We start from the raw sequence: 23,749 nt of genomic DNA, 5'->3' as shown, positions 1-23,749 counted from the left end.
CATGGCCGAGAACAAACCCACCGTCATCGTCCGCCGGGTCAAGAAGGCCGGCCACGCCGCGCACCATGGCGGTGCCTGGAAGGTGGCCTATGCCGACTTCGTGACCGCGATGATGGCCTTCTTCCTGGTGCTGTGGCTGATGGCCGCCACCACCAAGCCCGAGCGCGCGGCGATCTCCGAATACTTCCGCAACCCCAGCCCGCTGGCCGGCAGCAGTTCCACTCCGGCCCCCGGCATGGCCGGTCCGGGCGGCGCCAGCACCTCGATGATCAAGCTGGGCGGCGCCACCGACATCTCGCGCGGCAACAGCAACGATCCCTTCCAGAGCCAGCAGGCCGCCAAGCCGGTGCCGCAGACCGATCGCGAGCGGGAAAAGCAGCAGCTCGAAGCGCTCAAGCAGGAGCTGGAAGAAGCGATCAGCAAGAGCCAGGCGCTGGAGCCGTTCAAGGACCAGCTGCTGCTCGACCTCACCCCGGAAGGGCTGCGCATCCAGATCGTGGACAAGCAGAACCGCCCGATGTTCGACATGGGCAGCGCCACGCTCAAGCCCTACACGCGCGAGATCCTGCGGGAGCTCTCGCAGTTCATCAACCACGTGCCGAACCGGATCAGCATCACCGGGCATACCGATACCACCGCGTACAACGCCGTGCATGGCTACAGCAACTGGGAGCTCAGCGCCGACCGCGCCAACGCCGCCCGGCGTGCGCTGCTTGATGGCGGGATGACCGAAGACAAGGTGACCCGCGTGGTCGGCCTGTCCTCCTCGGTGCTGTTCGACCGGAGCCAGCCGGACAACCCGATCAACCGCCGGATCAGCATCGTGGTGATGACCAAGGCCGCCGAGGCCGCGGCGTTGGCGGGCGCCGGCCAGGAAGTGGCGCTGTCGCCCACGGCGGCCGACGCGGATATCCAGGCCGCGCTGGCGCCGGCTGTCGCGCCCTAAGGGGCGCGGGGGCGGTGGAGCCGGCCAGCGGCCGGCACTACAATGGGTCTTTCCTTTTGTAGATAGACCGTCCTCATGTCCAAGCAGTCCAAGGCCAAGCGCGACAAGCGCAAGAAGCAGCAGCCCAAGCGTCCGATCAACCGCCTCAACGCCCAGCAGCCGGTGCAGAACCATGCCGTGCTGACCAACGAAGAAGGCCAGGTCGTCGCCGCGATCGGCCTGCAGGGCACCGAGTGGCTGCTGGCCATCGGCGGCCAGACCATGGGCAACGCCGACAACCCGGTGCCGATGCTGGCCATGCTCAAGCACCTGTCCAACGTCCAGGAGAAGGAAGGCCGCAAGGTCAACCTGGAGTACTCGACCCAGCTGCAGCAGCTGATCGACGACCTGGCCGCCGACGAAGGCAAGACCGCCGACGAGTATTTGTCGCAGCTGGTCGCCGAGTTCGAAGGCGTGGAAGGTGACGACGAAGCCGACGCCGACGCCGACGCCGAAGATGCCGAGATCGTGGCCGACGACGACGCCGCTGCCCCGGCCGATGCCGAGCCGGCCCCGGCCGCCAGCGACGACAAGCCGCAGGCCTGAGCCACGGCGATCCGGTGACGGTCTATATCGACGATGCGGTACACCCCTGGCGCGGCGAGCGCTGGGCGCATCTGATGGCCGACACCCTGCCCGAGCTGCACGCCATGGCGGCGCAGCTCGGGATTCCGCTGCGGGCGTTCCAGAACCGCCGCAGCGGCGCGCACTACGACGTGCCCGCCCCGCTGCGCCTGCAGGCAATCGCCCTGGGCGCACAGGCCATCTCACGGCATACGGACCGCGCGCTGGTCAAAGCGGTCATCGCCAATGCGAGAAGCCAATACCGGTAGGTGCCGACCGTTGGTCGGCACCCGCAGACCGCAGTCACGCCGTCAGAACGGGTCGCTGCCCGGCCGCACTTCCACGCCCAGCAGCGAACACAGCGCCAGCATCGCGTCGTCATCGCGGTTGAGCGCCATCCAGCCGGCCAGGGTGTCATTGCCGGTATCCACGCTCCACAGCGCGTAGTTGTGCTCGCGCAGGCGGTCGTGGGCGGTGGCCATCAGCGCCGGCGCGTCCACCCCGGCGGCGAAATCCTCATCGTCCAGGTCGCCACCCCAGTCGATCTGCAGGTTCCAGCGCGCGGACAGCTCGTTGACGGCCGACATCAGCGCATCGGCATCGCTGCGCTCGACCTCGAAGCCGGACTGCCAGGCAATCGCGGCCATCATCGGCGGCAGCCAGTCGGCGTCCTCATCGATGCCTTCCCCGCTTTCCAGCAGTGCTTCGCGCCAGCGGTTGAACTGCTGCAGGGCCAGTTCTTCATCGCCCGGGTTGATCAGCACGAACAGGTTCCAGATCCGCGCCTCGAAATCGTCCTCGTCGAAATCGCGTTCCTCTTCTTCGAAGTCGAAATAATCGCTGTTGTCGGGCATGACCGGTATTCCTGGAGACAGGGGCGCATTCTGCCGTGCAAGGGCGTTGGCAGGAAGCGAAATTCGGCGCGGGGCCCGCTGCGGTTTATCCTGTACGCCAGAAGACGGCCTTGGTGGTCGTCAGCATCCTGTGACCATGAGCGATACCCCTCCCGATCACCTGGCGATCAACCCGACCAGCCCCTTCCACGATGCCGCTGCGCTGGAGCGCGGCGTGGGCATCCGCTTCAACGATGTCGAGCGCGACAACGTCGAGGAGTATTCGGTCAGCGAAGGCTGGATCCGCGTGCAGGCCGGCAAGGCCCGTGACCGCCGCGGCAACCCGATGACGATCAAGATCAAGGGCACCGTGGTGGCCTACTTCCTGGATCAGAAGCCGGACGCCTGATCCCACGTCTGCCGGAGACGCTTGATCCCACGTGTGCCGGGGTAGAGCCACCCCATGGGTGGCTGCCCTTCGTCCCGGGCGCGTGGGTTCCAGTAGGTCCGCGCAGCCACCCATGGGGTGGCTCTACCCCGCTTCAATCGCGTTGCCGCGTCTCCAGCAGGTCCAGGTTGCGGATCAGCCGGCGCGAGATCTCATCGGAGATCTTCCCGCGCCGGGTCAGCCGGAACAGCTCTTCGCGCTCGGCGGTGAGCCCGGCGGTGCGCAGCTGGCGATAGCCCTGCTCCATCCGCTTCACCTTTTCCGGATCGGCATCCGGCCCCGCGTCCTTCTCCAGATTGCGCTGGTACAGCAGGCTCACCCGTGAGGCGGCGTCGTTGTAGAGCTGCACGTTCTCGGTGGTCTGGTTCTGCACCAGCTGCTGGCGCGTACGCTCCACCCCGGCCAGCGCGGCCTTGGCGGCGAGCTTGCGGGCCAGGTCTTCTTCCTTGCGCTCGCCCGAATCGGCCGGCAGTTCCAGCCCCTTGAGCAGGCGCGGCAGCGCGATGCTGGCCCCGACCAGCGAGATCAGGATCACCGCCGCGGCCAGGAAGATCACCAGATCGCGCGCCGGGAACGCACTGCCATCGGGCAGGAACAGCGGCAGGGTCAGCACGCCGGCCAGGGTGATCGCACCGCGCACGCCGGCCAGCGAGGTCGCCACCACGATCCGCCACGACGTGCCCGGGCGTGCTTCACCCCGGTGGCGCGCGCGCAGCAGGCTCCAGCGCAGCGACAGCCACACCCAGGCCAGGCGCAGCAGCACCAGCGCGAGGTTGATCACCACCACGTAGACCAGCAGCCACCACGCACTGTGGTGCCCGCTCTCGCTGACCGTCTTGATCGCGCGCTCGACGATGCCGGGCAGCTGCTCGCCCAGCAGCACGAACATGATGCCGTTGAAGCTGAACTGCAGCATGTTCCACACGGCCGTGCGCTGCACGCGCATGCTGCCCGAGACACGGCCGCTCAGTTCCACGTAGCTCATCGTGATGCCCGCGGCGACCGCCGAGAGGATGCCCGAGGCGTTGAACTCTTCGGCCAGCAGGTAGGCGGCGAACGGGATCAGCAGATTCACCAGCAGCGCCGCACCGGGCTCCTCGCCGAAGCGCCGCCACAGCCAGCGCTGGAAGGTCGACACGCCCAGCGTCACCGCCACACCGATCGCCAGCCCGGCCACCGCCACCCACAGGAAGGTCAGCGAGGCCGTCGCCAGCGAGAAGGTGCCGGTCATCACCGCCGCCACCGCGAAGCGGAAGCAGACCAGGCCGGAGGCATCGTTGAGCAGCGATTCGCCTTCCAGGATGTGCATCAGCCGCTTGGGGATCGGCGCGCGCGAGGCGATCGAACTGACCGCCACCGGATCGGTCGGCGAGATGATCGCCGCCAGCGCGAAGGCCACGGCCAGCGGCATCACCGGGATCATCCAGTGGATCAGGAAGCCGGCCCCGATCACGGTGAACACCACCAGCCCGAACGCCAGCTCCAGGATCACGCCTTTATCGCGGAACAGGCCCTGCTTGGGGATGCGCCAGCCATCCAGGAACAGCAGCGGCGGCAGGAACAGCAGGAAGAACATCTCCGGCTCCAGCGCGTGGCCGCGGTTGAACACCCCGGCAATGACCGCGCCCAGCCCGATCTGCACCAGCGGCAGTGGCAGGGACAACGGCAGGACGCGGACCAGGTAGCCGCTGGCGACCACCGCCACCAGCATCGCCAGGACGACTTCAATGGTATGCATGCATTTTCCAGTAAGCAGCGCGGGGGAGGCTGCGGGCAGCCGGCGCCGGAAACAGGAAAAAACGTACCACACGTGCGCCGCCACGCGAATGCGCGGGGCGCACCAGGCTCAGTCGGCGGACAGCAGCTGCGCGTCGGCGCCGTCGAAGCGATAGATGTCCATCGCCAGGAAACCCGCATCGATGCCGGCATCGATACGCTGCGCGCCGAGCGCATCGCCACCGGCCGCGCCCATCGCGAAGTGCAGCGGCTGCAGGTGCTCGTCGCTGGGGTGTGCCTGCACGGCGTGCGGGGCCTGACGGCGGTAGTCCAGGAGTGCGGCACTGTCATCAGCCTGCAGGCGCTGCTCCACCCACTCGATGAAGGGCCGCACATACGGCGCTTCCTTGCCGTCCTGGTAGCTGCGCCAGTCGTGCAGGTTGTGGGTGATGCTGCCCGAGCCGATCAACAGCACGCCCTGCTCGCGCAGCGGCGCCAGCGCGCGGCCCAGCGCGAACTGATGGGCCGGCCCAAGCAATGGCTGGATCGCCAGCGGCACGACCGGAATCTCCGCCTGCGGGTACAGGAAGCGCAGCGGCACCCAGGCACCGTGGTCGAGGCCGCGCTGCGGATCGGTCGCCGTCGGCAGGCCGGCCGCGGTCAGCCGCTGCGCGATCTCCTGGGCCAGCGCAGGGTCGCCCGGCGCCGGGTACTGCAGATCGAACAGCGCCTGCGGAAAACCGCCGAAATCGTGGATCGTGGGCGGCTGGGCATGCCCGCCCACCACCGGCTGGTGGGTCAGCCAGTGCGCCGAGGCCATCACGATCGCGCGCGGGCGCGGCAGGCGCGCCGCCAGTGCGGCCAGGCGCTCGCCGATCAGACCGGGATTCAGCGCGGTCATCGGCGAACCGTGGGAGATGTAGAAGGAGGGCAAGCGGGACATCACGGACTCCAATAGCGGCACGCCCACCGGGGCGGTGCCTGGATCTCAGACTATTGCGTACGGATCGGCCAATAAATACGATGCATCGACGCTGTTTATTCCGGAAAAAGAAACAATGGACACTCTGGACGCCATGCGTGTGTTTGTCGCCGTGGTCGAGCGCAACGGCTTCAGTGCCGCCGCGCAGGCCCTGGACCTGTCCACGGCGGGGGTCACCCGGCAGATCGCCGCGCTGGAAAAGCGCCTGTCGACCCGCCTGCTCAACCGTACGACCCGTCGCGTGAGCCCGACCAGCACGGGCGCGGCCTATTACGCCGAGTGCGTGCGTCTGCTGGCCGAATTCGATGCGCTGGAGGCCGGCATCAGCGCGCAGGCGCTGGAGCCCTCCGGACGGCTGCGGATCAACGCGCCGGTCAGCTATGGCATCGCGCGGCTCGGTCCGCTGCTGGCCGGCTATCGCGCGCGCTACCCGCAGGTGGAACTGGACCTGTCGTTGTCCGACCGCCTGGTGGACATGGTGGAAGAAGGCTACGACGTGGCGATCCGCATCACCCGCCAGCCCAGCCCGACCCTGATCGCGCGCAAGCTCGCCGACGTGCAGATCAGCCTGTGCGCGGCGCCGTCGTATCTGGATGCGCATGGCCGCCCGCAGCAGCCTGAAGACCTGTCCGCACACGAGTGCCTGAGTTACAGCTACTGGGCCGGTGGCGATGCCTGGCAGCTGCACGGCCCGCGCGGCGAGGTCTCCGTGCCGGTGCACGGCAGCGTCCGCGCCAACAATGGCGATGTGCTGCGCGAGGCCGCGATCGCCGGCATGGGCATCATCGTGCAGCCGGACTTCCTGGTCGCCGAGGCCATCGCCGATGGCCGGCTGGAACGCGTGCTGCCCGCGTGGGCGGTGCCCGGCATCGGCATCCATGCGGTGTACACCAGCCGCAGCCATCTGGCACCCAAGGTCCGCAGCTTCATCGATTACCTGGTCGAAGCGCTGGGCTGACCATGGGTGGCGGCGCCCGGGCAGCCCCCGGCGTTACGCCTCCACCGCGTCCAGCTGCGCGATCACCTTGGCCAGCGGCATCGGCCGGCCGAGCAGATAGCCCTGCACCTGGTCGCAGCCGTGCGCGGCCAACCATTGATGCTGGCCCGGGGTCTCCACGCCTTCGGCGATGATGGTCAGGCCCATGCTGTGGCCCAGCGACAGCAGCGCGCGGCAGATCGAGGCATTGCGCGGATTGGTTTCCACGTCCGCCACGAAGCTGCGGTCGATCTTCAGGATGTCCAGTGGCAGATGCTGCAGATAGGACATGTTCGAGTAACCGGTGCCGAAATCATCCAGCGAAATGCAGATGCCCTGTTCGTGCAGGCGCTGCATGGTCTGCTTGGCCTGGCCCGGCTTGCGCATCAAGCTGCTCTCGGTCAGCTCGACCTGCAGCGCACCGCGGGCCAGCCCGAACTCCTGGCTGGCGCGGGTGAACTCGGCGACCAGGTCGCTGTTGAAGAACTGCACCGCCGAGACGTTCACCGCGATCGGCAGGTCCCAGCCGGCATCGACCAGCTGCCGCTGTGCCTGTGCCGCGGCGCGGATCACCCAGCGGCCAAGCGCGAGGATCAGCCCGGTGTCTTCGCACAGCTGGATGAACTCGCCCGGCGGAATGAAGCTGCCATCCGCCTGCGGCCAGCGCAGCAGGGCTTCCAGCGCGGCCGGGCTGCTGTCGCCGGCATGGCAGATCGGCTGGTAGTACAGCTCGAACTCGGTATCGATCGCACTGTGGATGCGCCCGGCCAGGCGCAGCCGCTCGGCAAAACGGGAACTCACGGTGGTGTCGTACCACGCGATGACATTGCCTTCGTCGCGCGCCGCATGCGCGGCCTGCGCGGCCATGCCGATGACCTGCTCGGCCGTGCTGGCATCGCCGTCGAACTTCACGGCGACGCCGATACGCGGCTCGAACTGGTGCAGCCAATCCTGCCCGCGCACCGGTTCGGACACCGTCTGCACCAGCGTATCCAGCGCGGTCTGGCGCTGATGGTCGTCGCGGATGGCGAAGATGAAATCCTCGGCAGGCTGGAAGGCCAGCAGGCCGTAGCGCACGCCGAGCCCGCCCAGGCGCTTGGCCATCGCCTGCAGCACCACGTCGCCGACTTCGCGGCCCAGCGTGTCCGACACCAGCTGCAGGCCGCGGAACTGCACGTACGCGATCGTGTACGCCCCGCCCTCCTCGTCCAGCTGCGCGGCCAGCGCGCGCGTATTGAGCAGGCCGGTCGCCGGGTTGTGGGTGGCGTGGTAGGCCAGGTCGCGCTCATAGGCCAGCCGCTCGCTGACGTCCTCGGCCAGCACCAGGCAGGCCTGGCGGCCATCGAAATCCAGCCGCGCCAGATGCGCACGCACCTCGAAGACGCTGCCGTCCTTGCGCTGGTGCAGGCGCACCTGCGCATCCTGCACATCGCCGATGCGGGCCTGCGCGATCGCCCCGCGGATTTCCTCCCAGCCTTCGCGCGGGCGGATGTCCAGGATGCTCATCGACAGGAATTCATCGCGGCTGTAGCCGTACTGGCGCACCGCCGCTTCGTTGACCTCGAGGAAGCGCAGCGTGTCCGGATCGAACACCCAGAACGGTGCCGGATTGCGGTCGAACAACAGGCGGAACTGGCGCTCGGCCTGCTGCACGCGGGCCAGCGCGTCGACGCGCTCGCTGACATCGGTCAGCGCGCCGATCATGCGCCGCTCGCGGTCCACCACCGCCACCCGCTGGCCGCGCGCGGAGACCCAGCGGATCGCCCCGCCCGGCAACACCAGGCGGAACATTTCATCGAGCACGCCGCTGCCGGCGAACGCGGCGTCGAAGGCCTGCTGCATGCGCGCCGTGTCATCGTGGTGCACCCGCGCGAAGAAATCGGCGAGCGGCAGGCTCTCGATATCGATGCCGAAGATCTCGCGGGCCAGCGGTGACCAGCGCAGCAGGCAGGCATCCTCGTCCACGTACCAGGTGCAGACCTTGCCGACCTGATGGGCCATGCGCAGTTCGGCGTGGCCGGTACGCAGTTCCTCGCTCAGGCTGTCCTGGTCGCGCGTGGCGCGGCGCAGGCTGACATAGACCGCGCCAAACAGCGCCCAGTACAGCAGGTAGACCCCGACCGAGGCCTGCACATACGGCCACCAGGCCGCCAGCACATCGCGCCGGCCCAACCCGGCGTACACCGCGAGCGGGTACTGGGCCAGCGTGCTGAGGCTGGAGATGCGCTCGACGCCATCGACCGCGCTGGTCTCCGTCCCCAATGGGGTCAGGGCATCGCGGCGCAGCAGCTCGCGCTTGGCCAGGCCGAAGCGGCGCCCCACCACGCCCACCGGATCGGGGCTGCGCGCCAGCACATAGCCCTGTGGGTCGGTGATCGAGATCACCCCGGCCTCGCCGGTATCCATGCCGCCGATGACCGACTGCAGTTCCGAGGTGCGCAGCCGTGCGAGCAGCCAGCGGTCTCCGCCCATCGGCAACGCCAGCGGCAGGATCCAGTGCGTGCTGTCCAGCGCCTGCGGCGGACCGAGGAACAGCTGGCTGCCCCTGCCGCGGTTGTCATCCACCGCCCAGAGCGGCAACTGCAGGTCGCCGCTGCCGCTGGTCAGGGCGCGCCCGTACTGATCGACCACGACGATGCTGTGCAGTTCGGCATGCCGCTGCAGGGTGCCTGCGATGCCTGCATCGAGCAGGTCCGGGGCCTGCGCGGGCACGCGCTGGAACAGCAGCGCCCCGTCCCGGGAAATGCCCTGCATGGCCCGCTCCAGATTGCGCAGCTCCAGCCGCAGCAGGCGCTGGGCACCGGTCGCCAGCGCCGAGCTCTGGCGCTGCGCGGCCTCCTGCCGGCGCTGGGCATCATTGACCAGCATCGCCACCAGCCCGGCGGCCAGCAGCACGCCCAGGCAGACCCCGAGCCACACGAAGGTCCGCAGCGGCCGCGCCAGGGCACGGTTCAACGCGGGCATCGCAACCCTTTTTCCGCACGACAGGCTGACTTCATCTGTAAACGCTTCCTGGTTTCCCCAAACCTGAGCGGCCGCTGCCCGGGATTCTTGACGCCTTGATCGCCACGCGGGCGCCCAGAAGGCGCGCGCGGAATCCGTGCCGCCCCAGCATGCACCAGCGCACGCGGCACGGGAAGCACCCCGGCGGCGGTTCACCTCGGTGAACCCGGGGGACGGGCACATCCGGTACCCGATGCCGCCGCAGCCGGCATAACCGGGCGCCCCGGACGGGATTAGACTTGGACGTTTCCGTTGCTGAGAAGCCCCATGTCCAAGCTGCGTCGCCCCACCCTGATGCTCGCCATTGCCGCCAGCCTTTCGCTGAGCCTGGCCGCCTGCGACCGCGAGGCCACTGCACCGGCCGCTGCCGCGCCTGAGACCGCCCCGGCGCAACCGGCCGCACCCACGCCGCAGCTGGGCAGCTTCGGCTTCGACGCCGCCGGCATGGACCGCAGCATCGCCGCCGGCGATGACTTCTTCGGCTTCGCCAACGGCACCTGGGTCAGGAACACCGAGATTCCGGCCGACCGCTCCAGCTACGGCAGCTTCAACGTCATTTCCGAAAAGACCCTGGCCGACACCCGCGCGATCCTCGAGGGCGCCGCGGCCGATACCAAGGCCGAGGGCGAGACCAAGCTGATCGGCGATTACTACGCCGCCTTCATGGACGAGACCGGCATCGAGTCGCGCGGCACCACCCCGGTCAAGCCCGAGCTGGACGCCATCGCCGGGATCGGCGACAAGGCCGCGCTCGCCACCGCCCTGGGCGGCACCCTGCGCGCCGACGTCGACCTGCTCAACGCCACCAACTTCTACACCGACCGCCTGTTCGGCGTGTGGGTGTCGGTGGATCTGCTGCAGCCCGACCGCACCGCGCCGTACCTGGTGCAGGGCGGCCTGGGCCTGCCGGACCGCGACTTCTACCTGCAGGGCGGCCGCATGGCCGAGATCCGCAAGCAGTACCAGGCCTACATCGCGCAGGTGCTGCAGCTGGCCGGTGTCGCCGATCCGGCGGCCAAGGCCCAGCGCATCGTCGCGCTGGAGACCAAGATCGCCCAGGCGCACGCCACGCAGGAAGCCACCAACGACGTCGCCAAGGGCGCCAACGCCTGGAAGCAGGCCGACCTGAGCGCGAAGGCGCCGGGCATGGACTGGAGCGCCTTCCTGGCCTCGGCGGGCCTGGATGCCCAGCAGGACTTCATCGTGTGGCAGCCCAAGGCCGTGGCCGGCATTTCGCGCCTGGTCGCCACCGAGCCGCTGGAGGTCTGGAAGGACTACCTGGCCTTCCACGCACTGGACCGCGCCGCACCGTACCTGCCCAAGTCGTTCGCGGATGCGCGCTTCGCCTTCCACGGCACCACGCTCAACGGGACGCCGCAGCAGAGCGAACGCTGGAAGCGTGCCGTCGATGACAGCAACCATGCGGTCGGCGAAGCGATCGGCAAGCTGTACGTCGAGCGTCATTTCGACCCGGCCACCAAGGCCCGCGCCGATGAGATGGCCAAGAACATCATCGCCGCGTTCGCCAAGCGCATCGATGCACTGGAGTGGATGTCGCCGCAGACCAAGGCGCGTGCCAAGGCCAAGGTCGAGGGCCTGACCGTCGGCATGGGCTACCCGGACAAGTGGCGCGACTACACCGGCCTGGAGATCAAGCGCGATGACGCGCTGGGCAACGCCGAGCGGGCGGAGCTGTTCGAGTACCGCCGCAACATCGCCAAGCTGGGCAAGCCGGTCGACCACAGCGAGTGGGCGATGCTGCCGCAGACCATCAATGCGATGAACGTGCCGCTGGAGAACCGCCTGGTGTTCCCGGCCGCGATCCTGCAGCCGCCGTTCTTCGATGGTGCGGCCGATGATGCGGTGAACTACGGTGCGATCGGCGCGGTGATCGGCCATGAGATCAGCCATGGGTTCGACAATGCCGGTGCGCTGTTCGATGAGACGGGCAAGCTGCAGAACTGGTGGACGGCGGAGGACCTGAAGCAGTTCAATGCGGCAGGCGATGCGCTGGCGGCGCAGTTCAGCAGCTACAGTCCGTTCCCGGGGGTCTCGGTGAATGGTCGTCTGACGCTGGGTGAGAACATCGCCGATGTGGCGGGTCTGTCGACGGCCTACGATGCGTATCAGTTGTCGCTGCAGGGCAAGCCGGGGCAGACGCTGGAGGGCTTCACGCCGGATCAGCGGTTCTTCCTGGGCTTCGCGCAGGCGTGGCGCAGCAAGGCGCGTGAGCAGGCGCTGCGTAATTCGCTGTTGACCAATGTGCATGCACCGGGCCAGTTCCGTGCGTTGACGGTGCGGAATCTGGATGCGTGGTATCCGGCCTTCGAGGTGAAGGAAGGCCAGAAGCTGTATCTGGCGCCGGAGAAGCGGGTCAAGGTGTGGTGAGGTTTTTCATCGCGCTTTGCTGAGATGAAAGAACGGGCGCTTCGGCGCCCGTTTTTTTTTGCCCTGCAGAGCTGGAGAGCTGGAGAGCTGCAAAGCTGCAGAGCTGGAGCGGAGCAACGGCTGGGGTCTGCGTTTGCGCTGGTTTGGGCGGGCATGGGTGGGGTGTCGGAAGCCTGTGCGTGTCCGACCCAACCATCAGACACAGGCACTCGCGAGTACCGACCAACGGTCGGTACCTACCGCTTCAAGGCCAATCAGCAAGCACGCTGGCAGGAAGACCCATCCGCGTGCACGCCCGTGTCGCCAGGCCATCCTGCAGTGCACGCCGGAACAGCGGCGCCATGCCCTTCAGCATCACCGCAGACGCGCGCGACTGGGCACGCTGCATCGGCGTGCGCCCCAGCATCGACGTTGCCCACTCCGGCAACAGCGCCGCGCCGGCGCCGAGGAACACCTCGCGTGACAGCCCGGCCATCGGCACCGGCAGGCGGATGTCCGACAGCACCGCCAACACTTCGCGCGAACGCGCGTCGAACACCAACGCCGATTGCTGACGCGCGAAGTACGCGTCCACTTCTGCTTCCGAAGCGGGCACATCGGCAGCCCCGAGCGCTTCGGCCACGCGCTTGTACTCGCGGTAATACTGATCGGCGATGGCGCCTGGGACGTCGCGGCAATAGCGCCGGCAGCCCTGCAGGAAACCGTAGGCCTCGGTCACGTGCACCCAGGTCAGCAAGGCGGGATCGTCGGCGGAATACGCGCGCCCGTCGGCGGTCTGTCCGCGCACCTGCGCGTGGATGCGCGCCACTTTGCTGATCAGCGCCTCGACTTCCGCGGTCGGTGCGTACGTGGTGCCGGCGACGAACGCGGTGGTGCGGCGCAGGCGGCCAACGAGGTCACCGCGGAAGTTCGAATGGTCGTACACGCCGGCCAGGGCGAGCGGATGCAGGGTCTGCAGCATCAGCGCGCACAGGCCGCCGGCGAGCATGCCGGGGAACTCCGAATGCACGCGCCAGGTGATGCTGTCCGGGCCGAACCAGCCGGGGTCGCCCAGCGGCTGGTCGTAATCGATCCCGCTCTGGCCGCGGGGAAAAGCACCCAATACCCAGCGGCGGATCGGGGCGGTGGCGGGGCGGGCAAGCGAACGCAGCAGGGAAGACATCAACAGTACCGAGGGCGGAGCGGACCGGCGTTTTGCGCGGATGCGTCAATTCTGCGTGATACCGGCGGGGCTGGCGAGGACGCTGCCGCCAGGGGGCTGCCCATTGTGCACGTGCAGCATGAACACCCCCACGTAACCCCTATTTACCCGGTGATTTACGTGCCGCAATGCGCAAATCCGCTGCGGGTTTCCCCATTCATGCAGGAATGACGCCGGATCTTTGCGCTTTGCCCATTGCCAAGCGCCGTGAAAGTGCTAGAACTGGACCTGCCACAACGTCGTCCAATGCGCTGCCGCACGTTCCAGAAGGAGCTCGTCATGATCGCTTTGTTCAAAGGTTTGGGTTTGCTGTTGCAGGACAACGAGCTGTACAACAGCCCGTTCGAAAAACAGGTCGCGCATTGGCGTAACAAGAGTGAACAGCAGATCCGCGAGGAAGTCGCGGTGCTCGCCAAGGCCAAGGGCCAATGGCTGATGGCCTCGATCGTAGGCTGGCAGGCGTCCTCGCTGCTCATCCTCGGCCTGATCAGCAACTACCTGTGGAAGGATGACTTCCATATCACCTTCACCCGCGTGGTGATCGTGTTCGGTTCGTGGGTCTCGATCCTGTTCGTGATCTGGTTCATGGCCAACATGTTCGATCACACCGCCGGCTTTGAGCGCTGGATGAAGGCCTTCAACAGCCGCGCCCGGATCACCTCCGATGCCGATACGGTGGAGTGCGTGGCCGAAGCACTGGACATGGCCCAGCACTACCCGGAAGTCCTGGATTACAAGCAGGCGGTGAGCGCGAAGCGCGAGCTGCGCCACGAGGACATCCGCATCATGCGCGAGATCGGCCGGATGAAGCAGCACACCGAACTGGTCGGCCAGCTCAACCATGTCGGCGAGCAGCCCAACGGCACCAACCTGCATCTGCAGCCCGCGTTCTGACCCTACTGCAAAGCGGGGGGAGCCACGATGCCACCGTGATCACTCACGGTGGCATTGTTCTTTCTGGACCGCGCTGACGCAGTGCTGGAAGCCAGCCGGCAAGCCCGCCATCTGCTCGGTCTTGCCGACCGCCACGGCCAGCCGGTGCAGCGGCGGGTAGGCACAGTCCTTGTCCTTGGCGCAGCGCGCATCCAGCACCAGGTAATGGCATTGGCCGCTGCTGCTGGCGATGCAGGCGAAGCTGGCCACGCCGTTGTCCACGGTGGTCCTGCTGTGCAGCGTATCCACGCCATTGGCACGGATGCGGGTGACGGAGGTGTTGCTCGATTGCTGGCAGGCGGCCAGCATCACGACGCAGAGACTGGCGGCAACGGCAATACGCATGGCAGGCTCCAGAAAAAGGCGGTTACATCCCGCGGAACAGACTCATGAAGGGCTGGCTGACGTTGAGCACTTCGGTCCGGTGCTTCAAGCGCAGCTGGCCGCGGCCGGTGTCATCGCGGGTGACCGCGGCGACCGCTTTCATGTTCACGATGGTGGAGCGGTGGATCTGGCGGAAACGTTGCGGATCGAGCGCGTCGAGCAGTTCGCGCAACGAGGTGCGCAGCAGGCTTTCACCCTGTTCGGTGACCACGGTGGTGTATTTGCTGTCGGCCCGGAAGTAGATCACGTCTTCCAGCATGATCAGCTGCGTGTCGCGCCCGTTGCTGGCGGTGATCCAGGCCAGCGGCGGGGTGCTCGATGCGGCGGCGGGCTGCTGGCCGAGGCGCTGCAGCAGCTGCTCGAGCATGCCACTGTCCGGGCGGCCCAGCTGCATGCGCGCCAGGATGCGCTCGCGCGTGGCCAGCAGGCGCTCATCGCTGACCGGCTTGAGCAGGTAGTCGATCGCGCCCTGTTCGAACGCATCGATGGCGTACTGGTCGTAGGCGGTGACGAACACCACCTGGGTGCGCGGGCTGATCTCCGGCAGCGCGCGGGCCACTTCGATGCCGGTGATGCCGGGCATGCGGATGTCGAGCAGGGCCAGATCCGGCTTCAGCTCGGCCAGCCGCTCCAGCGCGCTGGCACCGTCCTCGCATTCGGCCACCAGCCGAAGTTCCGGCCACAACCGCTGCAGCTGGGCGACCAGCGACTGCCGCAGCAGGTCTTCGTCTTCGGCAATGAGCGCATCAAGCTGCATGGATCGCCTCACGGGCATCGCGCGGCAGGGTGATCGTCGCCGCCACACCGCTGGGGAAATTGGACACGATCGCCACGCCGGCGCGTTCGCCACAGGTCAGGCGCAGGCGTTCGCGCAGGTTCTTCAGGCCGATGCCGGAACCGCTGGTGCCCTGGCCGAAGCCGAGGCCATCGTCGGCCACGGTGAGGGTGACATGGTCCTCGAAGGCGCGCGCGATGATCCACACCGTGCCGCCGCCGGGCTTGGGCTCCAGGCCGTGCTTGATCGCGTTCTCGACCAGGGTCTGCAGCGCCATCGAGGGCAGTGCCAGCCCGAGCAGCGCCGGCGGTACGTCCACCTGCAGGGCCAGGCGTGCCCCCATGCGGATCTTGAGGATCTCCAGGTAGGCCTGGGTACGCTCCAGCTCCACGCCCAGGGTCGACATCGATTCCTCCACGCTGGGCAGCGAGCTGCGCAGGTACTGGATCAGGTGCCCGAGCATCTGGTCGGCGCGGGGCGGATCCGTGCGGGTCAGCACCTGCGCATTGGCCAGCGTGTTGTAGAGGAAGTGCGGCTCGACCTGGGCATGCAGCAGGTTGAGCTTGGCGACGGACAGCTCTTTCTCCGTGGCGGTCTGCTCGGCAGCGGCCTGCTCGTCGCGGCGCTGTTCGGCGACGCGACGGGTGATCGCGCGGCTGACGGCCTCGGCGTTCTCATGATTGCTGCCTTCGTCGACCGCGAGCAGGTCCGCCCAGACCCCGGCATCGGGTTCGAACAGCAGGGTGACGCTGCTGGTGCCCTGCCCCGGGGTGACCGTGGCGAGCACGCTGTTGCGCCGGATCGCCACGCGCGCGGGCAGATTCCAGCGCGACGGCGGGCGGCCGTTGTAGGCGTCCACGCGGCGCACATACGCACGTACCTGCAGGCTGCCGGGCGCGCTTTCGATGTCCTCCACGCGGGGCAGCTCGGCGATGGCGGCTTCGAGCAGCGCGAACGCCGGGCCGGCATCCATCGGCAGCTCGATCTGGCGGCGCTGGCGGCTGGACAGCGTGGTGGCATCCAGCCGCCCGGCGACCAGCCAGACCCGGCGGATATGGGTGATGCAGCTGCCCACCGCCGTCACCATCACGAACAGGGCCAGCAGCCCGAAGACCCAACCGGGACCATCGTTCATGCCGCTGAAGATGCCACTCCAGACGAATCCCGCCACCACGATGGCGGCGGCCCAGGCCAACAGGATGCGGAGGATCAGAGCGAGGCTGGCGAACACGGCGGCGTCATCACATAGGGAGTGAAGCGAGCATAGCCCTGCCGCCCGCGGGAACAAGCGGCATGCGACGAAGGCGGGGAATGGTGGGACGAAGCGGTGTAGAGCCACCCCATGGGTGGCTGGTTTTGGTTCCGGGACCGCGAAGCCACGCATGGCGTGGCTCTACGTCGGGGTTCGGGACCGCGAAGCCACGCATGGCGTGGCTCTACAGGGGGGTCCGGCCGGCGTGCCGGCCGGACGCGGTCTTATTTCCGCTCGGTGGCGCTGGCATCGCGCGGGGCGCGGAACTGGGAGTCGGTGCTCCAGTTCGGCCAGGCACGCGAGTTGGCCAACTGGTTGCCCAGCGTGTACAGCACTTCCAGATCGCGCGAGGCACCGGCGAAGGTCCAGTCCGGCTGCCACTCGTCGCCCTGCTGGTGGTAGCGCTTGGCGGTGTAGTCATCGGAGGCCGCCTTGCCGGCCGCGACGCCACCCTCCACCCAGTCCTGGCCCGCCGAGTACGACACCGCCGGCACGCCGCGCTTGGCGAACGGGAAGTGATCGGAGCGGAAGAACAGGCCGGCTTCCGGCTTGGGATCCGGGGTGTAGCGGATGTCCCAGCCCTTGGCGACGTCCTTGAGCTGGTCCAGCAGTTCCAGCTTGGCCGAGCCGTAGATGCCGAAATCACGCGATGGGCTGAAGGGCGCCATGCCGTCCATGTTGATCAGCGCCACGGTCTTGCCGAGCGGGTACAGCGGGTGGCTGGCGTAGTACTCCGAGCCCAGCAGGCCCTTTTCCTCGGCGGTCACCGCCAGGAACAGCACCGAACGTTCCGGTCGCTTGCCCTTGGCGAAACCGCGGGCCAGCTCGACCAGCGAGGCGGTGCCGCTGGCGTTGTCCAGCGCGCCGTTGAAGATGGTGTCACCGTTCGCGTCCGGCTTGCCGACGCCGATGTGATCCCAGTGCGCGCTGTAGATCACGGTCTCGTCGGGATGCTTGCTGCCTTCCAGGCGCGCGGCCACGTTGTGCGAAGTGATCACCTCGGTCTTGACCGCGTACTTGGCCGAGAAGGTCTCGCCCTTCAGCTCGACCGGCTTGAAGTCACGGGTCTGCGCCTGCTTCTTGAGCGCCTCGAAATCCAGGCCCGAGCGCTTGAACAGTTCCACCGCCAGATCGCGCTGGATCCAGCCTTCCAGCAGCGGATGCGCTTCGGCGGGGTTGTCGCGGACCACGTCGAACATGGTGTTGGTATTGGAACCGGCCACGGTGGCCCAGCCGTACGAGGCCGGTGCGGTTTCATGCACGATCAGAACGCCCAGGGCACCCTGGCGTGCGCCTTCTTCGTACTTGTAGGTCCAGCGACCGTAGTAGGTCATGCCCTTGCCGTCGAAGTCGCCCTGGCCGGTCTCGAAGTCCGGGTCGTTGATCAGCACGACGGCGATCTTGCCCTTCAGGTCCACGCCCTTGAAGTCGTCCCAGTTGCGCTCGCCGGCCTTGACGCCGTAGCCGAGGAAGACCAGCGGGGCGTTCTTGATGTCGACTTCGCTGGCACCGTTCATCGCGGCGCGCACGGCGATTTCCTTGCCCTGGCTCAGCGTCTGCGGCGTGCCCTTGCTGCTCAGCGACAGGCTCGGGGTGCCGACGATATCGCCCTTGAGCAGCGGCACGGCCTGGGTCCACAGGCGCTTGCCGTCCTTGAGGTCGCCGCCCGGCTGCAGGCCGGCCGCCGCGAACTGCCTGCTCAGGAAGGTGATGGTCTTTTCTTCACCGGCCGTGGCCGGCGAGCGGCCCTCGTAGGCATCCGAGGCCAGTTCCTTGACGTCGGCGGAGATCCGCGCGCCATCGAATTTGGGGGTGGCGGCCATCAAGGCCGACGACACCGACAACGCCAACAGGCTGATTACCACACGCTTCACGCTGCACCTCATGACTGACCGACAATCGCCCGAGTGTAGGCCAGAGCCGCCGCCCGGTGCAGTGCCGGTCTACACAGCCGCCGCGCGTGCCAACAGCAGCGCCTTCTCGCGCGCGTTGGCGGTCAGCGTGGCCGCGCGCTCGAACGCCGCCCGCGCGTCCTCGCTGCGACCCAGCTGGGCAAGCAGGTCGCCCTGGACCGCGGCCAGCGGCGCGTAGTCGCGCAGCCGTGCGTCGCCAGCGAGCGCATCGACCAGGGGCCAGGCCGCGGCCGCCCCCTCCGCGCGCGACAGGGCGACCGCATGGTTCAAGGCGATCACCGGTGACGGCTGGCGCTGGGCCAGGCGCGCATAGAGCGCCGTCATCCGCGCCCAATCGGTGTCTTCGGCACGGCGCGCGCGCGCATGGCACTCGGCGATGGCCGCCTGCAGGACGTACGGATCCTCGCTGCCCCCCAGCGCCACCGCCTGCTGCAGCGCCGCCTGGCCGCGGCCGATCTGCAGCCAGTCCCAGCGCGCGCGGTCCTGCTCGGGCAGCAGGATCGGCGTGCCGGTGGCATCCGTGCGCGCGGCGGTGCGCGAGGCCTGCAGTTCCATCAGGGCGAGCAGCCCCTGCACCTGCGGCCAGGTCGGCAACCGACTGGCCAGCACGCGGCCCAGCCGCAGCGCTTCATCGCACAGCGCCGGACGCATCCAGTCATCGCCGGCACTCGCGGCGTAACCTTCGTTGAAGATCAGATAGACCACCTCCAGCACCGACGCCAACCGCTCCGGCAACGCCGCCTGGCGCGGTACTTCGAACGGCACCTGCTTCTGCGCCAGCGTGCGTTTGGCGCGCACGATGCGCTGGGCGATGGTCGGCTCGGGCGCGAGGAAGGCCCGTGCGATCTCGTCGGTGGTCAGCCCGCCCAGCAGGCGCAGGGTGAGCGCCACCCGCGCGTCGGCCGCCAGCACCGGATGACAGGCCACGAACATCAGCCGCAGCAGGTCATCGCCGATGTCGTCTTCCAGCGCGTCGCTGTCATCCGGCGCAGGCAACGGCAGCGGCTCCAGTTCACTGCCGTACTGCGCGTGCTGCCCGGCGACGCGCTGGTGCTGGCGCAGCACATCGATGGCGCGGTTGCGCGCGGTGGTCATCAGCCACGCTCCGGGATTGTCCGGTACGCCCTGGCTGGGCCAGCGCTCCAGCGCGGCCAGCCAGGTGTCCTGGACCAGCTCTTCGGCACGGCCGACATCGCCGCGGAGCAGGCGGGTCAGGCGGGCGGTCAGCACTGGCGCCTCCATGCGCCAGATCGTGTCCAGTCGTTGCGTCAGTGCGGTGTCCATGCGGCCGATCAAAGCACCGGTGCGGCCGGGGCACAAGCCGCACCGCGCCGTGCCATCACCCCGGTTCGCCGTCCATGTGTGCGATTTCCCACAGATGGCCGTCCAGGTCCTGGAAGCCGCGCTGGTACATGAAGCCGTAATCGCGCGCCGGCTGCGGTTCGCGGGCACCGGCCTTCAGTGCCGTGTCCACCAGTGCATCGACTGCCGTGCGGCTCCCGGCCGACAGGCAGGTGATCACCTCGGTCTGCCGCCGCGCATCGCTGATCGGCTGGGTCGTGAACTGGGCGAAGAAGGACTCCACCAGCAGCATGACGAAGATGCTGTCGCTGATGATCATGCAGGCCGCGTTCTCATCGGTGAAGGTCGGGTTGAAGCTGTAGCCGAGCGCGGCGAAGAACGCCTTGGAGGCCTCCAGGTCGCGTACCGGGAGATTGACGAAGATCATCTGTTGCGTTGCGTTGGACATGCGTGCGTTTCCTGTTGGACGTGGGGATCAGGGCTGCTTCATGCAATTGACCATCCACGGCTTGCCGTAGCGGTCGATCAGGAAGCCCCAGCGATGGGCCCAGAACGTTTCGGTAATCGGCATCTTGATCTCGCCCCCGTCGGCAAGGGCCTTGAACACGCGCTCGGCCTCCTCGATCGAGTCGACATCGATGTTGATCGTGGTGCTGCCCTGCCCTTCCGCGGACGGACCATCGGCGGCCATCAGGATCGCCGGACCGACCTCCAGCTGGCTGTGCGCGACGTGGTCCAGTGTCTCCGGCGGCATCTCGCCACAGCCTTCCTGGCTTTCCATCGGTGGCATGTCGCGGTACTTCATTTCCGAGGTGACCTTGCCGCCAAGGACCTGCGCGTAGAAGGCCATGGCTTCATGGGTCTTGCCGTTGAAGCCGAGGAACGGAATCAGTTTCATGGGTATGCTCCAGGGGTGAGGGGTGGGTCAATCGGCCGCGCCGATCTGCTCGCGCAGACGCTGTTCCTGCGCCTGCAATTCGGGGGTGAAGGCCGCGCCGAAATCCTTGGCGCTGAGAATCGGGCGCAGTTCGACCACGTCGCCCGGCGCGAACGGGGCACGCTTCAGCCATTCGGTGGCTTCGTCCAGCGAACGGACCTGCCAGAGCCAGAAGCCGCAGACCAGCTCGCGGGTTTCCGCGAACGGGCCATCGATCACGCGCGGCGGTTCGCTGCCGAACGCCACCCGGCGCGCACGCGAGGTCGGGTGCAGGCCCTCGCCGGCCAGCATGATCCCGGCCTGGACCAGCTGCTCGTTGTAGGCGCCCATGGCGCGGATCTCCTGCTCGGTCGGCAGTTGTCCGGCCTCGGTGGCCGCGGTTGCCTTGACCAGTACCATGACTTTCATCGGTGTCTCCTTCGGGGCCGGCCGGTATCTGGGCCGTTCAAGGGATACAACGTTGCAGTGAGCCGGAAATCGACACGCCCGCCAAAAAAAATGCCGATGCCGTCGGCCAGCCGTCGCAGGCAGCCTGAACAGGCGCGTCCTGTCGCGCTGCAACACGGCTGCCGCGTGGCCTGGGGCATGATGATGGCCCTGCCCATCCCCTGGCCTGGCCATGCAATTCCTGCTGCTGATCTACATCGACGAGGGCCTGTTGCAGGCCCTGCCAGGCGAGGAGTACGACCGCCTGATGCACGACTGCCTGCGGCACGCCGATGCGTTGCAGGCCGAGGGCACGCTGGTGCTCGCGCAGAAACTGGAACCGGTGGACAGCGCGCGCACGGTGCGCGTGCGCCAGGGCCAGGCCCGCATCACCGATGGCCCGTTCGCCGAGACCCATGAACTGCTGGCCGGGTTCAACCTGATCAACGCCCCCGACGCCGCCGAGGCGATGCGCATCGCCCAGCAGTTTCCGTGGTCGCGCTTCGGCAGCATCGAGGTACGGCCCCTGGCCGACATGGACGCCGAGCGCGTGCGCGTCGGCGCCTGATACCGCTCAGGGCAGCAGCGTGATCTTCAGATCGCGCGGGCCGATCGCTTCGTTGCCGCTGTAGTCGCGTGCACTGCCGCGCAGGATGTAGTCACCGGCCGGCAACGCATCGGGCTGCCAGCGTGCGGTCTCGACCAGGCCATCGCGCACGGTGTTGGTGACCAGATAGCGGAACCGCGTAATCGCACTGCCATGCACGGTGATGCCACTGTCCGGTGCATAGGCCACGCGGGTAGCGCTGTCTTCGCGCGGCATCCGGTTGAACACGATGTTGAAGCGCGGCTGCTCGTAGCCCGCCAGCGGCCGGCCCTGTGTATCGAGCACCTGGTAGCCGACCTGGTACAGGCCCAGCCGACGCCGCGGCAGGTTGCGGTCGACCTGGTCCCAGGCTTCCACCACGATCTGCACTCCCGGGCCCTGGCGCGGTATCGCAACGCGGCCGTCGGCGCCGGCCGTGATCGGCTGGTCGAGATCGTCCAGTACGGCCACCTCGGTGATGCGCGGCGCGAAGGCATCGGCGTAACCGGTAAAGCCCAGCGCCACCGCATTGCGTTCGAAGCCGCTGGCACCCACGCTCAGGTGCACGTGCGCCATGCGGTTGATGGTGCCCAGCGCTTCACCTGCGGCGAAGCGGGTGCCGCGACGCACACGGATGCGCTCCAACGTGCCGTCCTCAGCGGACAACTGCTGCCAGCGCGCATCGAACGGACGGTCGCGCGGATCGCGGCCGACCTTCATGTGGATATACCTGAGCGACCCCAGCGACAGGCCCTCGGCCTGCCCCCCCACCGACCACGCGGCGAACGGGGTGTCGACCTTGCCATCGGCGATCGCCAGCACCGGCTGGCCGACATCGCCGCGGATATCGAAGCCGCCGTGCAGGTGATGGCGGCTCTCCCCCTTGAAGTCGCCGCGCACTTCACCCAGCGTGCCGACCACTTCATGCCATCCCTCCTGCGGGGCCAGCGGCCAACGGCCGGCGGTGGCGGGCAGCGGGGCGTCCGGCGCCGGGCCGATCAGGGCCGGCGGTGCGGTCTGGCCCGCGGCCAACGGACTCAGGCGATGCACACGGTAGGACGCGGCATCGGCCAGATACAGCCCGCCGCCCGCATCCAGCGCGAGCGCGGTGGGGCGGGCGAAGCGTGGCTGCGGCGGTACCCCGGCCAGCGCGAGCTGGTGGCCCTGCGCCGAAATCTGCACCACCTTGCCATTGATGTCGCTGGCATAGATCACCCCGTCATGGGTCACCGCCAGGGACAGCGGACCGCTGAGCAGCCCACCATCGGCGACGCGGGTACTGAGCGTGCCATCCGGGGCGAGCTGGCGGATCGCGTTGTTGAACAGGTCGGCGATCAGCAGGTTGCCGTGCGCATCCAGCGCCAGCGCCACCGGCGTATCCAGCCGCGTGAGCGCACCGTTCCCATCGGCGTTGCCCGGGCGTTCGCCACCGGCCACGGTGTGTACCCGCCCATCGGGCTCGATCACGCGGATGCGATCGTTGTAGGTATCGGCCACATAGACACGGCCGCCCGCGTCCACCGCCACGCCCATCGGCCCATCGAAACGCGCCTGCGCGGCCGGCCCATCGACGAACCCCCGCTGGCCATCGCCAGCGAGCGTGCTCACCGTGCCATCCACCGCGATGCGCCGGATGACATGGTTGCCGGTGTCGGCGACGAAGACTGTGCCGGCGGTATCCACTGCGATACCGGACGGCGTGTTGAACTGCGCCTGCATCGCAGCGCCATCGCGCCAGCCTTCGCCCTGCCCGGCCAGGGTGTCCACGCGACCGTCGGGATGCACGCGACGGATGCGGTTGTTGTCGCCGGCATCGGCGATGTAGACCACGCCGTGGGCGTCGACCGCCAGCCCATACGGATCGGCGAAGCGTGCCTGGGTGGCGGGGCCGTCCGTGGTGCCGCCGACGCCGTCGCCGGCGATGCTGTCGATGCGGGGGGACCAGCCCAGCACGGTGGGCAGCGGGCCGGCGGGCGGCGATGGCGGCGATGGCTCACGCAGGAAGGTCCATGCCAGCACCGCAGCGGTAGCCGCCGCGATCATTCCTGCCCATGCGTTGCGTCCCATTGCGATCCCTGCATTCCAAAGGGCATTGACGATACGGCCTGCGCGCGGATCTGCAAACCCTGACACAGGTCGCTTGTG

At 68.1% G+C, this 23,749-nt stretch carries 22 protein-coding genes; 8 read left to right on the top strand and 14 right to left on the bottom strand.

Annotated features, from left to right (window positions below):
• Window position 1: 1 nt before the first annotated feature.
• From motB to ABE434_RS14850, 3 genes are all read left to right on the top strand, one after another.
• Window positions 2-946, top strand: a complete 945-nt coding sequence (gene motB, locus ABE434_RS14860; RefSeq protein ID WP_346479375.1) for a flagellar motor protein MotB — start codon at window positions 2-4, stop codon at window positions 944-946.
• Window positions 947-1,021: 75 nt separating this feature from the next.
• Window positions 1,022-1,531, top strand: coding sequence for a hypothetical protein (locus tag ABE434_RS14855; protein ID WP_346479374.1), 510 nt, complete (start codon window positions 1,022-1,024; stop codon window positions 1,529-1,531).
• A 14-nt stretch (window positions 1,532-1,545) separates the two neighbouring features.
• Window positions 1,546-1,818: a DUF4031 domain-containing protein gene (locus tag ABE434_RS14850; protein ID WP_176990634.1), complete on the top strand. Its 273-nt coding sequence runs from the start codon at window positions 1,546-1,548 to the stop codon at window positions 1,816-1,818.
• A gap of 42 nt (window positions 1,819-1,860) precedes the next feature.
• Here the strand turns inward: ABE434_RS14850 and ABE434_RS14845 are convergent, their stop codons facing one another.
• On the bottom strand, window positions 1,861-2,403 hold the full coding sequence (locus ABE434_RS14845) for a hypothetical protein (protein WP_346479373.1): 543 nt from the start codon (window positions 2,401-2,403) through the stop codon (window positions 1,861-1,863).
• A 136-nt stretch (window positions 2,404-2,539) separates the two neighbouring features.
• Between ABE434_RS14845 and ABE434_RS14840 the strand changes: the two genes are divergently transcribed.
• Window positions 2,540-2,791: a DUF3297 family protein gene (locus ABE434_RS14840; protein ID WP_259261709.1), complete on the top strand. Its 252-nt coding sequence runs from the start codon at window positions 2,540-2,542 to the stop codon at window positions 2,789-2,791.
• A 133-nt stretch (window positions 2,792-2,924) separates the two neighbouring features.
• Here ABE434_RS14840 and ABE434_RS14835 read toward each other — a convergent pair whose 3' ends face one another.
• Together ABE434_RS14835 and ABE434_RS14830 are read right to left on the bottom strand one after the other, a co-directional pair.
• Entirely contained in the window at window positions 2,925-4,568 is a 1,644-nt protein-coding gene (locus tag ABE434_RS14835; RefSeq protein ID WP_176990632.1) for a Na+/H+ antiporter, read from the bottom strand.
• 108 nt (window positions 4,569-4,676) lie between these two features.
• Window positions 4,677-5,489 (bottom strand): class III extradiol ring-cleavage dioxygenase, encoded by an 813-nt coding sequence (locus ABE434_RS14830; protein ID WP_346479372.1) that lies wholly within the window; start codon window positions 5,487-5,489, stop codon window positions 4,677-4,679.
• Window positions 5,490-5,604: 115 nt separating this feature from the next.
• On the opposite strand from ABE434_RS14830, the gene ABE434_RS14825 reads away from it, so the two are divergent.
• A complete protein-coding gene (locus tag ABE434_RS14825; RefSeq protein WP_346479371.1) occupies window positions 5,605-6,486 on the top strand; it encodes a LysR family transcriptional regulator in 882 nt (293 codons plus the stop codon).
• Window positions 6,487-6,519: 33 nt separating this feature from the next.
• On the opposite strand, the gene ABE434_RS14820 is transcribed toward ABE434_RS14825, so the two are convergent.
• Entirely contained in the window at window positions 6,520-9,468 is a 2,949-nt protein-coding gene (locus tag ABE434_RS14820) for an EAL domain-containing protein (protein ID WP_346479370.1), read from the bottom strand.
• Between the two features lie 306 nt (window positions 9,469-9,774).
• Here ABE434_RS14820 and ABE434_RS14815 point away from each other — a divergent pair, with 306 nt between their 5' ends.
• Window positions 9,775-11,895, top strand: coding sequence for a M13 family metallopeptidase (locus tag ABE434_RS14815; protein WP_346479369.1), 2,121 nt, complete (start codon window positions 9,775-9,777; stop codon window positions 11,893-11,895).
• A gap of 244 nt (window positions 11,896-12,139) precedes the next feature.
• Here the strand turns inward: ABE434_RS14815 and ABE434_RS14810 are convergent, their stop codons facing one another.
• Window positions 12,140-13,057: an oxygenase MpaB family protein gene (locus ABE434_RS14810; RefSeq protein WP_346479368.1), complete on the bottom strand. Its 918-nt coding sequence runs from the start codon at window positions 13,055-13,057 to the stop codon at window positions 12,140-12,142.
• A 318-nt stretch (window positions 13,058-13,375) separates the two neighbouring features.
• On the opposite strand from ABE434_RS14810, the gene ABE434_RS14805 reads away from it, so the two are divergent.
• The gene (locus ABE434_RS14805; protein ID WP_176990458.1) at window positions 13,376-13,990 is read left to right on the top strand and encodes a hypothetical protein; all 615 of its coding nucleotides are present in this window, start codon (window positions 13,376-13,378) and stop codon (window positions 13,988-13,990) included.
• Window positions 13,991-14,029: 39 nt separating this feature from the next.
• On the opposite strand, the gene ABE434_RS14800 is transcribed toward ABE434_RS14805, so the two are convergent.
• The 8 genes from ABE434_RS14800 to ABE434_RS14765 all read right to left on the bottom strand — a co-directional run bounded on the left by ABE434_RS14800 (window position 14,030) and on the right by ABE434_RS14765 (window position 21,000).
• Window positions 14,030-14,374, bottom strand: coding sequence for a hypothetical protein (locus tag ABE434_RS14800; protein ID WP_346479367.1), 345 nt, complete (start codon window positions 14,372-14,374; stop codon window positions 14,030-14,032).
• A gap of 22 nt (window positions 14,375-14,396) precedes the next feature.
• Window positions 14,397-15,170 (bottom strand): LytTR family DNA-binding domain-containing protein, encoded by a 774-nt coding sequence (locus ABE434_RS14795; protein WP_088432747.1) that lies wholly within the window; start codon window positions 15,168-15,170, stop codon window positions 14,397-14,399.
• Window positions 15,160-16,419, bottom strand: coding sequence for a histidine kinase (locus tag ABE434_RS14790; protein WP_176990461.1), 1,260 nt, complete (start codon window positions 16,417-16,419; stop codon window positions 15,160-15,162). Before ABE434_RS14790 ends, ABE434_RS14795 begins: the two co-directional genes overlap by 11 nt.
• 245 nt (window positions 16,420-16,664) lie before the next feature.
• Complete coding sequence (locus ABE434_RS14785) at window positions 16,665-18,314, bottom strand: M28 family metallopeptidase (protein WP_346479366.1); 1,650 nt, start codon at window positions 18,312-18,314, stop codon at window positions 16,665-16,667.
• A 69-nt stretch (window positions 18,315-18,383) separates the two neighbouring features.
• Entirely contained in the window at window positions 18,384-19,637 is a 1,254-nt protein-coding gene (locus ABE434_RS14780) for a sigma-70 family RNA polymerase sigma factor (RefSeq protein ID WP_346479365.1), read from the bottom strand.
• 55 nt (window positions 19,638-19,692) lie between these two features.
• Window positions 19,693-20,103 (bottom strand): VOC family protein, encoded by a 411-nt coding sequence (locus tag ABE434_RS14775; RefSeq protein ID WP_346479364.1) that lies wholly within the window; start codon window positions 20,101-20,103, stop codon window positions 19,693-19,695.
• A gap of 27 nt (window positions 20,104-20,130) precedes the next feature.
• On the bottom strand, window positions 20,131-20,553 hold the full coding sequence (locus tag ABE434_RS14770) for a VOC family protein (RefSeq protein WP_346479363.1): 423 nt from the start codon (window positions 20,551-20,553) through the stop codon (window positions 20,131-20,133).
• A 27-nt stretch (window positions 20,554-20,580) separates the two neighbouring features.
• Complete coding sequence (locus tag ABE434_RS14765; RefSeq protein WP_346479362.1) at window positions 20,581-21,000, bottom strand: YciI family protein; 420 nt, start codon at window positions 20,998-21,000, stop codon at window positions 20,581-20,583.
• Window positions 21,001-21,211: 211 nt separating this feature from the next.
• Here ABE434_RS14765 and ABE434_RS14760 point away from each other — a divergent pair, with 211 nt between their 5' ends.
• Complete coding sequence (locus tag ABE434_RS14760; protein ID WP_346479361.1) at window positions 21,212-21,586, top strand: YciI family protein; 375 nt, start codon at window positions 21,212-21,214, stop codon at window positions 21,584-21,586.
• Between the two features lie 6 nt (window positions 21,587-21,592).
• On the opposite strand, the gene ABE434_RS14755 is transcribed toward ABE434_RS14760, so the two are convergent.
• Window positions 21,593-23,671, bottom strand: a complete 2,079-nt coding sequence (locus tag ABE434_RS14755; RefSeq protein WP_346479360.1) for an SMP-30/gluconolactonase/LRE family protein — start codon at window positions 23,669-23,671, stop codon at window positions 21,593-21,595.
• Window positions 23,672-23,749 lie beyond the last annotated feature (78 nt).

The organism is Stenotrophomonas sp. TWI1183, assembly GCF_039673115.1.
In the GTDB taxonomy this organism is placed as follows: domain Bacteria; phylum Pseudomonadota; class Gammaproteobacteria; order Xanthomonadales; family Xanthomonadaceae; genus Stenotrophomonas; species Stenotrophomonas maltophilia_AA.
The sequence above is the reverse complement of the archived record's forward strand: the minus strand, read 5'-3'. Positions and strand labels throughout refer to the sequence as shown.

Excerpts from the sequence above, each read along its gene's own strand:
- ABE434_RS14835 (WP_176990632.1), bottom strand. The coding sequence starts at position 4,568 with ATGCATACCATTGAAGTCGTCCTGGCGATGCTGGTGGCGGTGGTCGCC.
- ABE434_RS14845 (WP_346479373.1), bottom strand. The coding sequence starts at position 2,403 with ATGCCCGACAACAGCGATTATTTCGACTTCGAAGAAGAGGAACGCGAT.
- ABE434_RS14805 (WP_176990458.1), top strand. The coding sequence starts at position 13,376 with ATGATCGCTTTGTTCAAAGGTTTGGGTTTGCTGTTGCAGGACAACGAG.
- ABE434_RS14800 (WP_346479367.1), bottom strand. The coding sequence starts at position 14,374 with ATGCGTATTGCCGTTGCCGCCAGTCTCTGCGTCGTGATGCTGGCCGCC.
- ABE434_RS14825 (WP_346479371.1), top strand. The coding sequence starts at position 5,605 with ATGGACACTCTGGACGCCATGCGTGTGTTTGTCGCCGTGGTCGAGCGC.
- ABE434_RS14795 (WP_088432747.1), bottom strand. The coding sequence starts at position 15,170 with ATGCAGCTTGATGCGCTCATTGCCGAAGACGAAGACCTGCTGCGGCAG.
- ABE434_RS14780 (WP_346479365.1), bottom strand. The coding sequence starts at position 19,637 with ATGGACACCGCACTGACGCAACGACTGGACACGATCTGGCGCATGGAG.
- ABE434_RS14815 (WP_346479369.1), top strand. The coding sequence starts at position 9,775 with ATGTCCAAGCTGCGTCGCCCCACCCTGATGCTCGCCATTGCCGCCAGC.
- ABE434_RS14830 (WP_346479372.1), bottom strand. The coding sequence starts at position 5,489 with ATGTCCCGCTTGCCCTCCTTCTACATCTCCCACGGTTCGCCGATGACC.
- ABE434_RS14810 (WP_346479368.1), bottom strand. The coding sequence starts at position 13,057 with ATGTCTTCCCTGCTGCGTTCGCTTGCCCGCCCCGCCACCGCCCCGATC.
- ABE434_RS14760 (WP_346479361.1), top strand. The coding sequence starts at position 21,212 with ATGCAATTCCTGCTGCTGATCTACATCGACGAGGGCCTGTTGCAGGCC.
- ABE434_RS14840 (WP_259261709.1), top strand. The coding sequence starts at position 2,540 with ATGAGCGATACCCCTCCCGATCACCTGGCGATCAACCCGACCAGCCCC.
- ABE434_RS14770 (WP_346479363.1), bottom strand. The coding sequence starts at position 20,553 with ATGAAACTGATTCCGTTCCTCGGCTTCAACGGCAAGACCCATGAAGCC.
- ABE434_RS14775 (WP_346479364.1), bottom strand. The coding sequence starts at position 20,103 with ATGTCCAACGCAACGCAACAGATGATCTTCGTCAATCTCCCGGTACGC.
- ABE434_RS14765 (WP_346479362.1), bottom strand. The coding sequence starts at position 21,000 with ATGAAAGTCATGGTACTGGTCAAGGCAACCGCGGCCACCGAGGCCGGA.
- motB (WP_346479375.1), top strand. The coding sequence starts at position 2 with ATGGCCGAGAACAAACCCACCGTCATCGTCCGCCGGGTCAAGAAGGCC.
- ABE434_RS14855 (WP_346479374.1), top strand. The coding sequence starts at position 1,022 with ATGTCCAAGCAGTCCAAGGCCAAGCGCGACAAGCGCAAGAAGCAGCAG.
- ABE434_RS14755 (WP_346479360.1), bottom strand. The coding sequence starts at position 23,671 with ATGGGACGCAACGCATGGGCAGGAATGATCGCGGCGGCTACCGCTGCG.
- ABE434_RS14820 (WP_346479370.1), bottom strand. The coding sequence starts at position 9,468 with ATGCCCGCGTTGAACCGTGCCCTGGCGCGGCCGCTGCGGACCTTCGTG.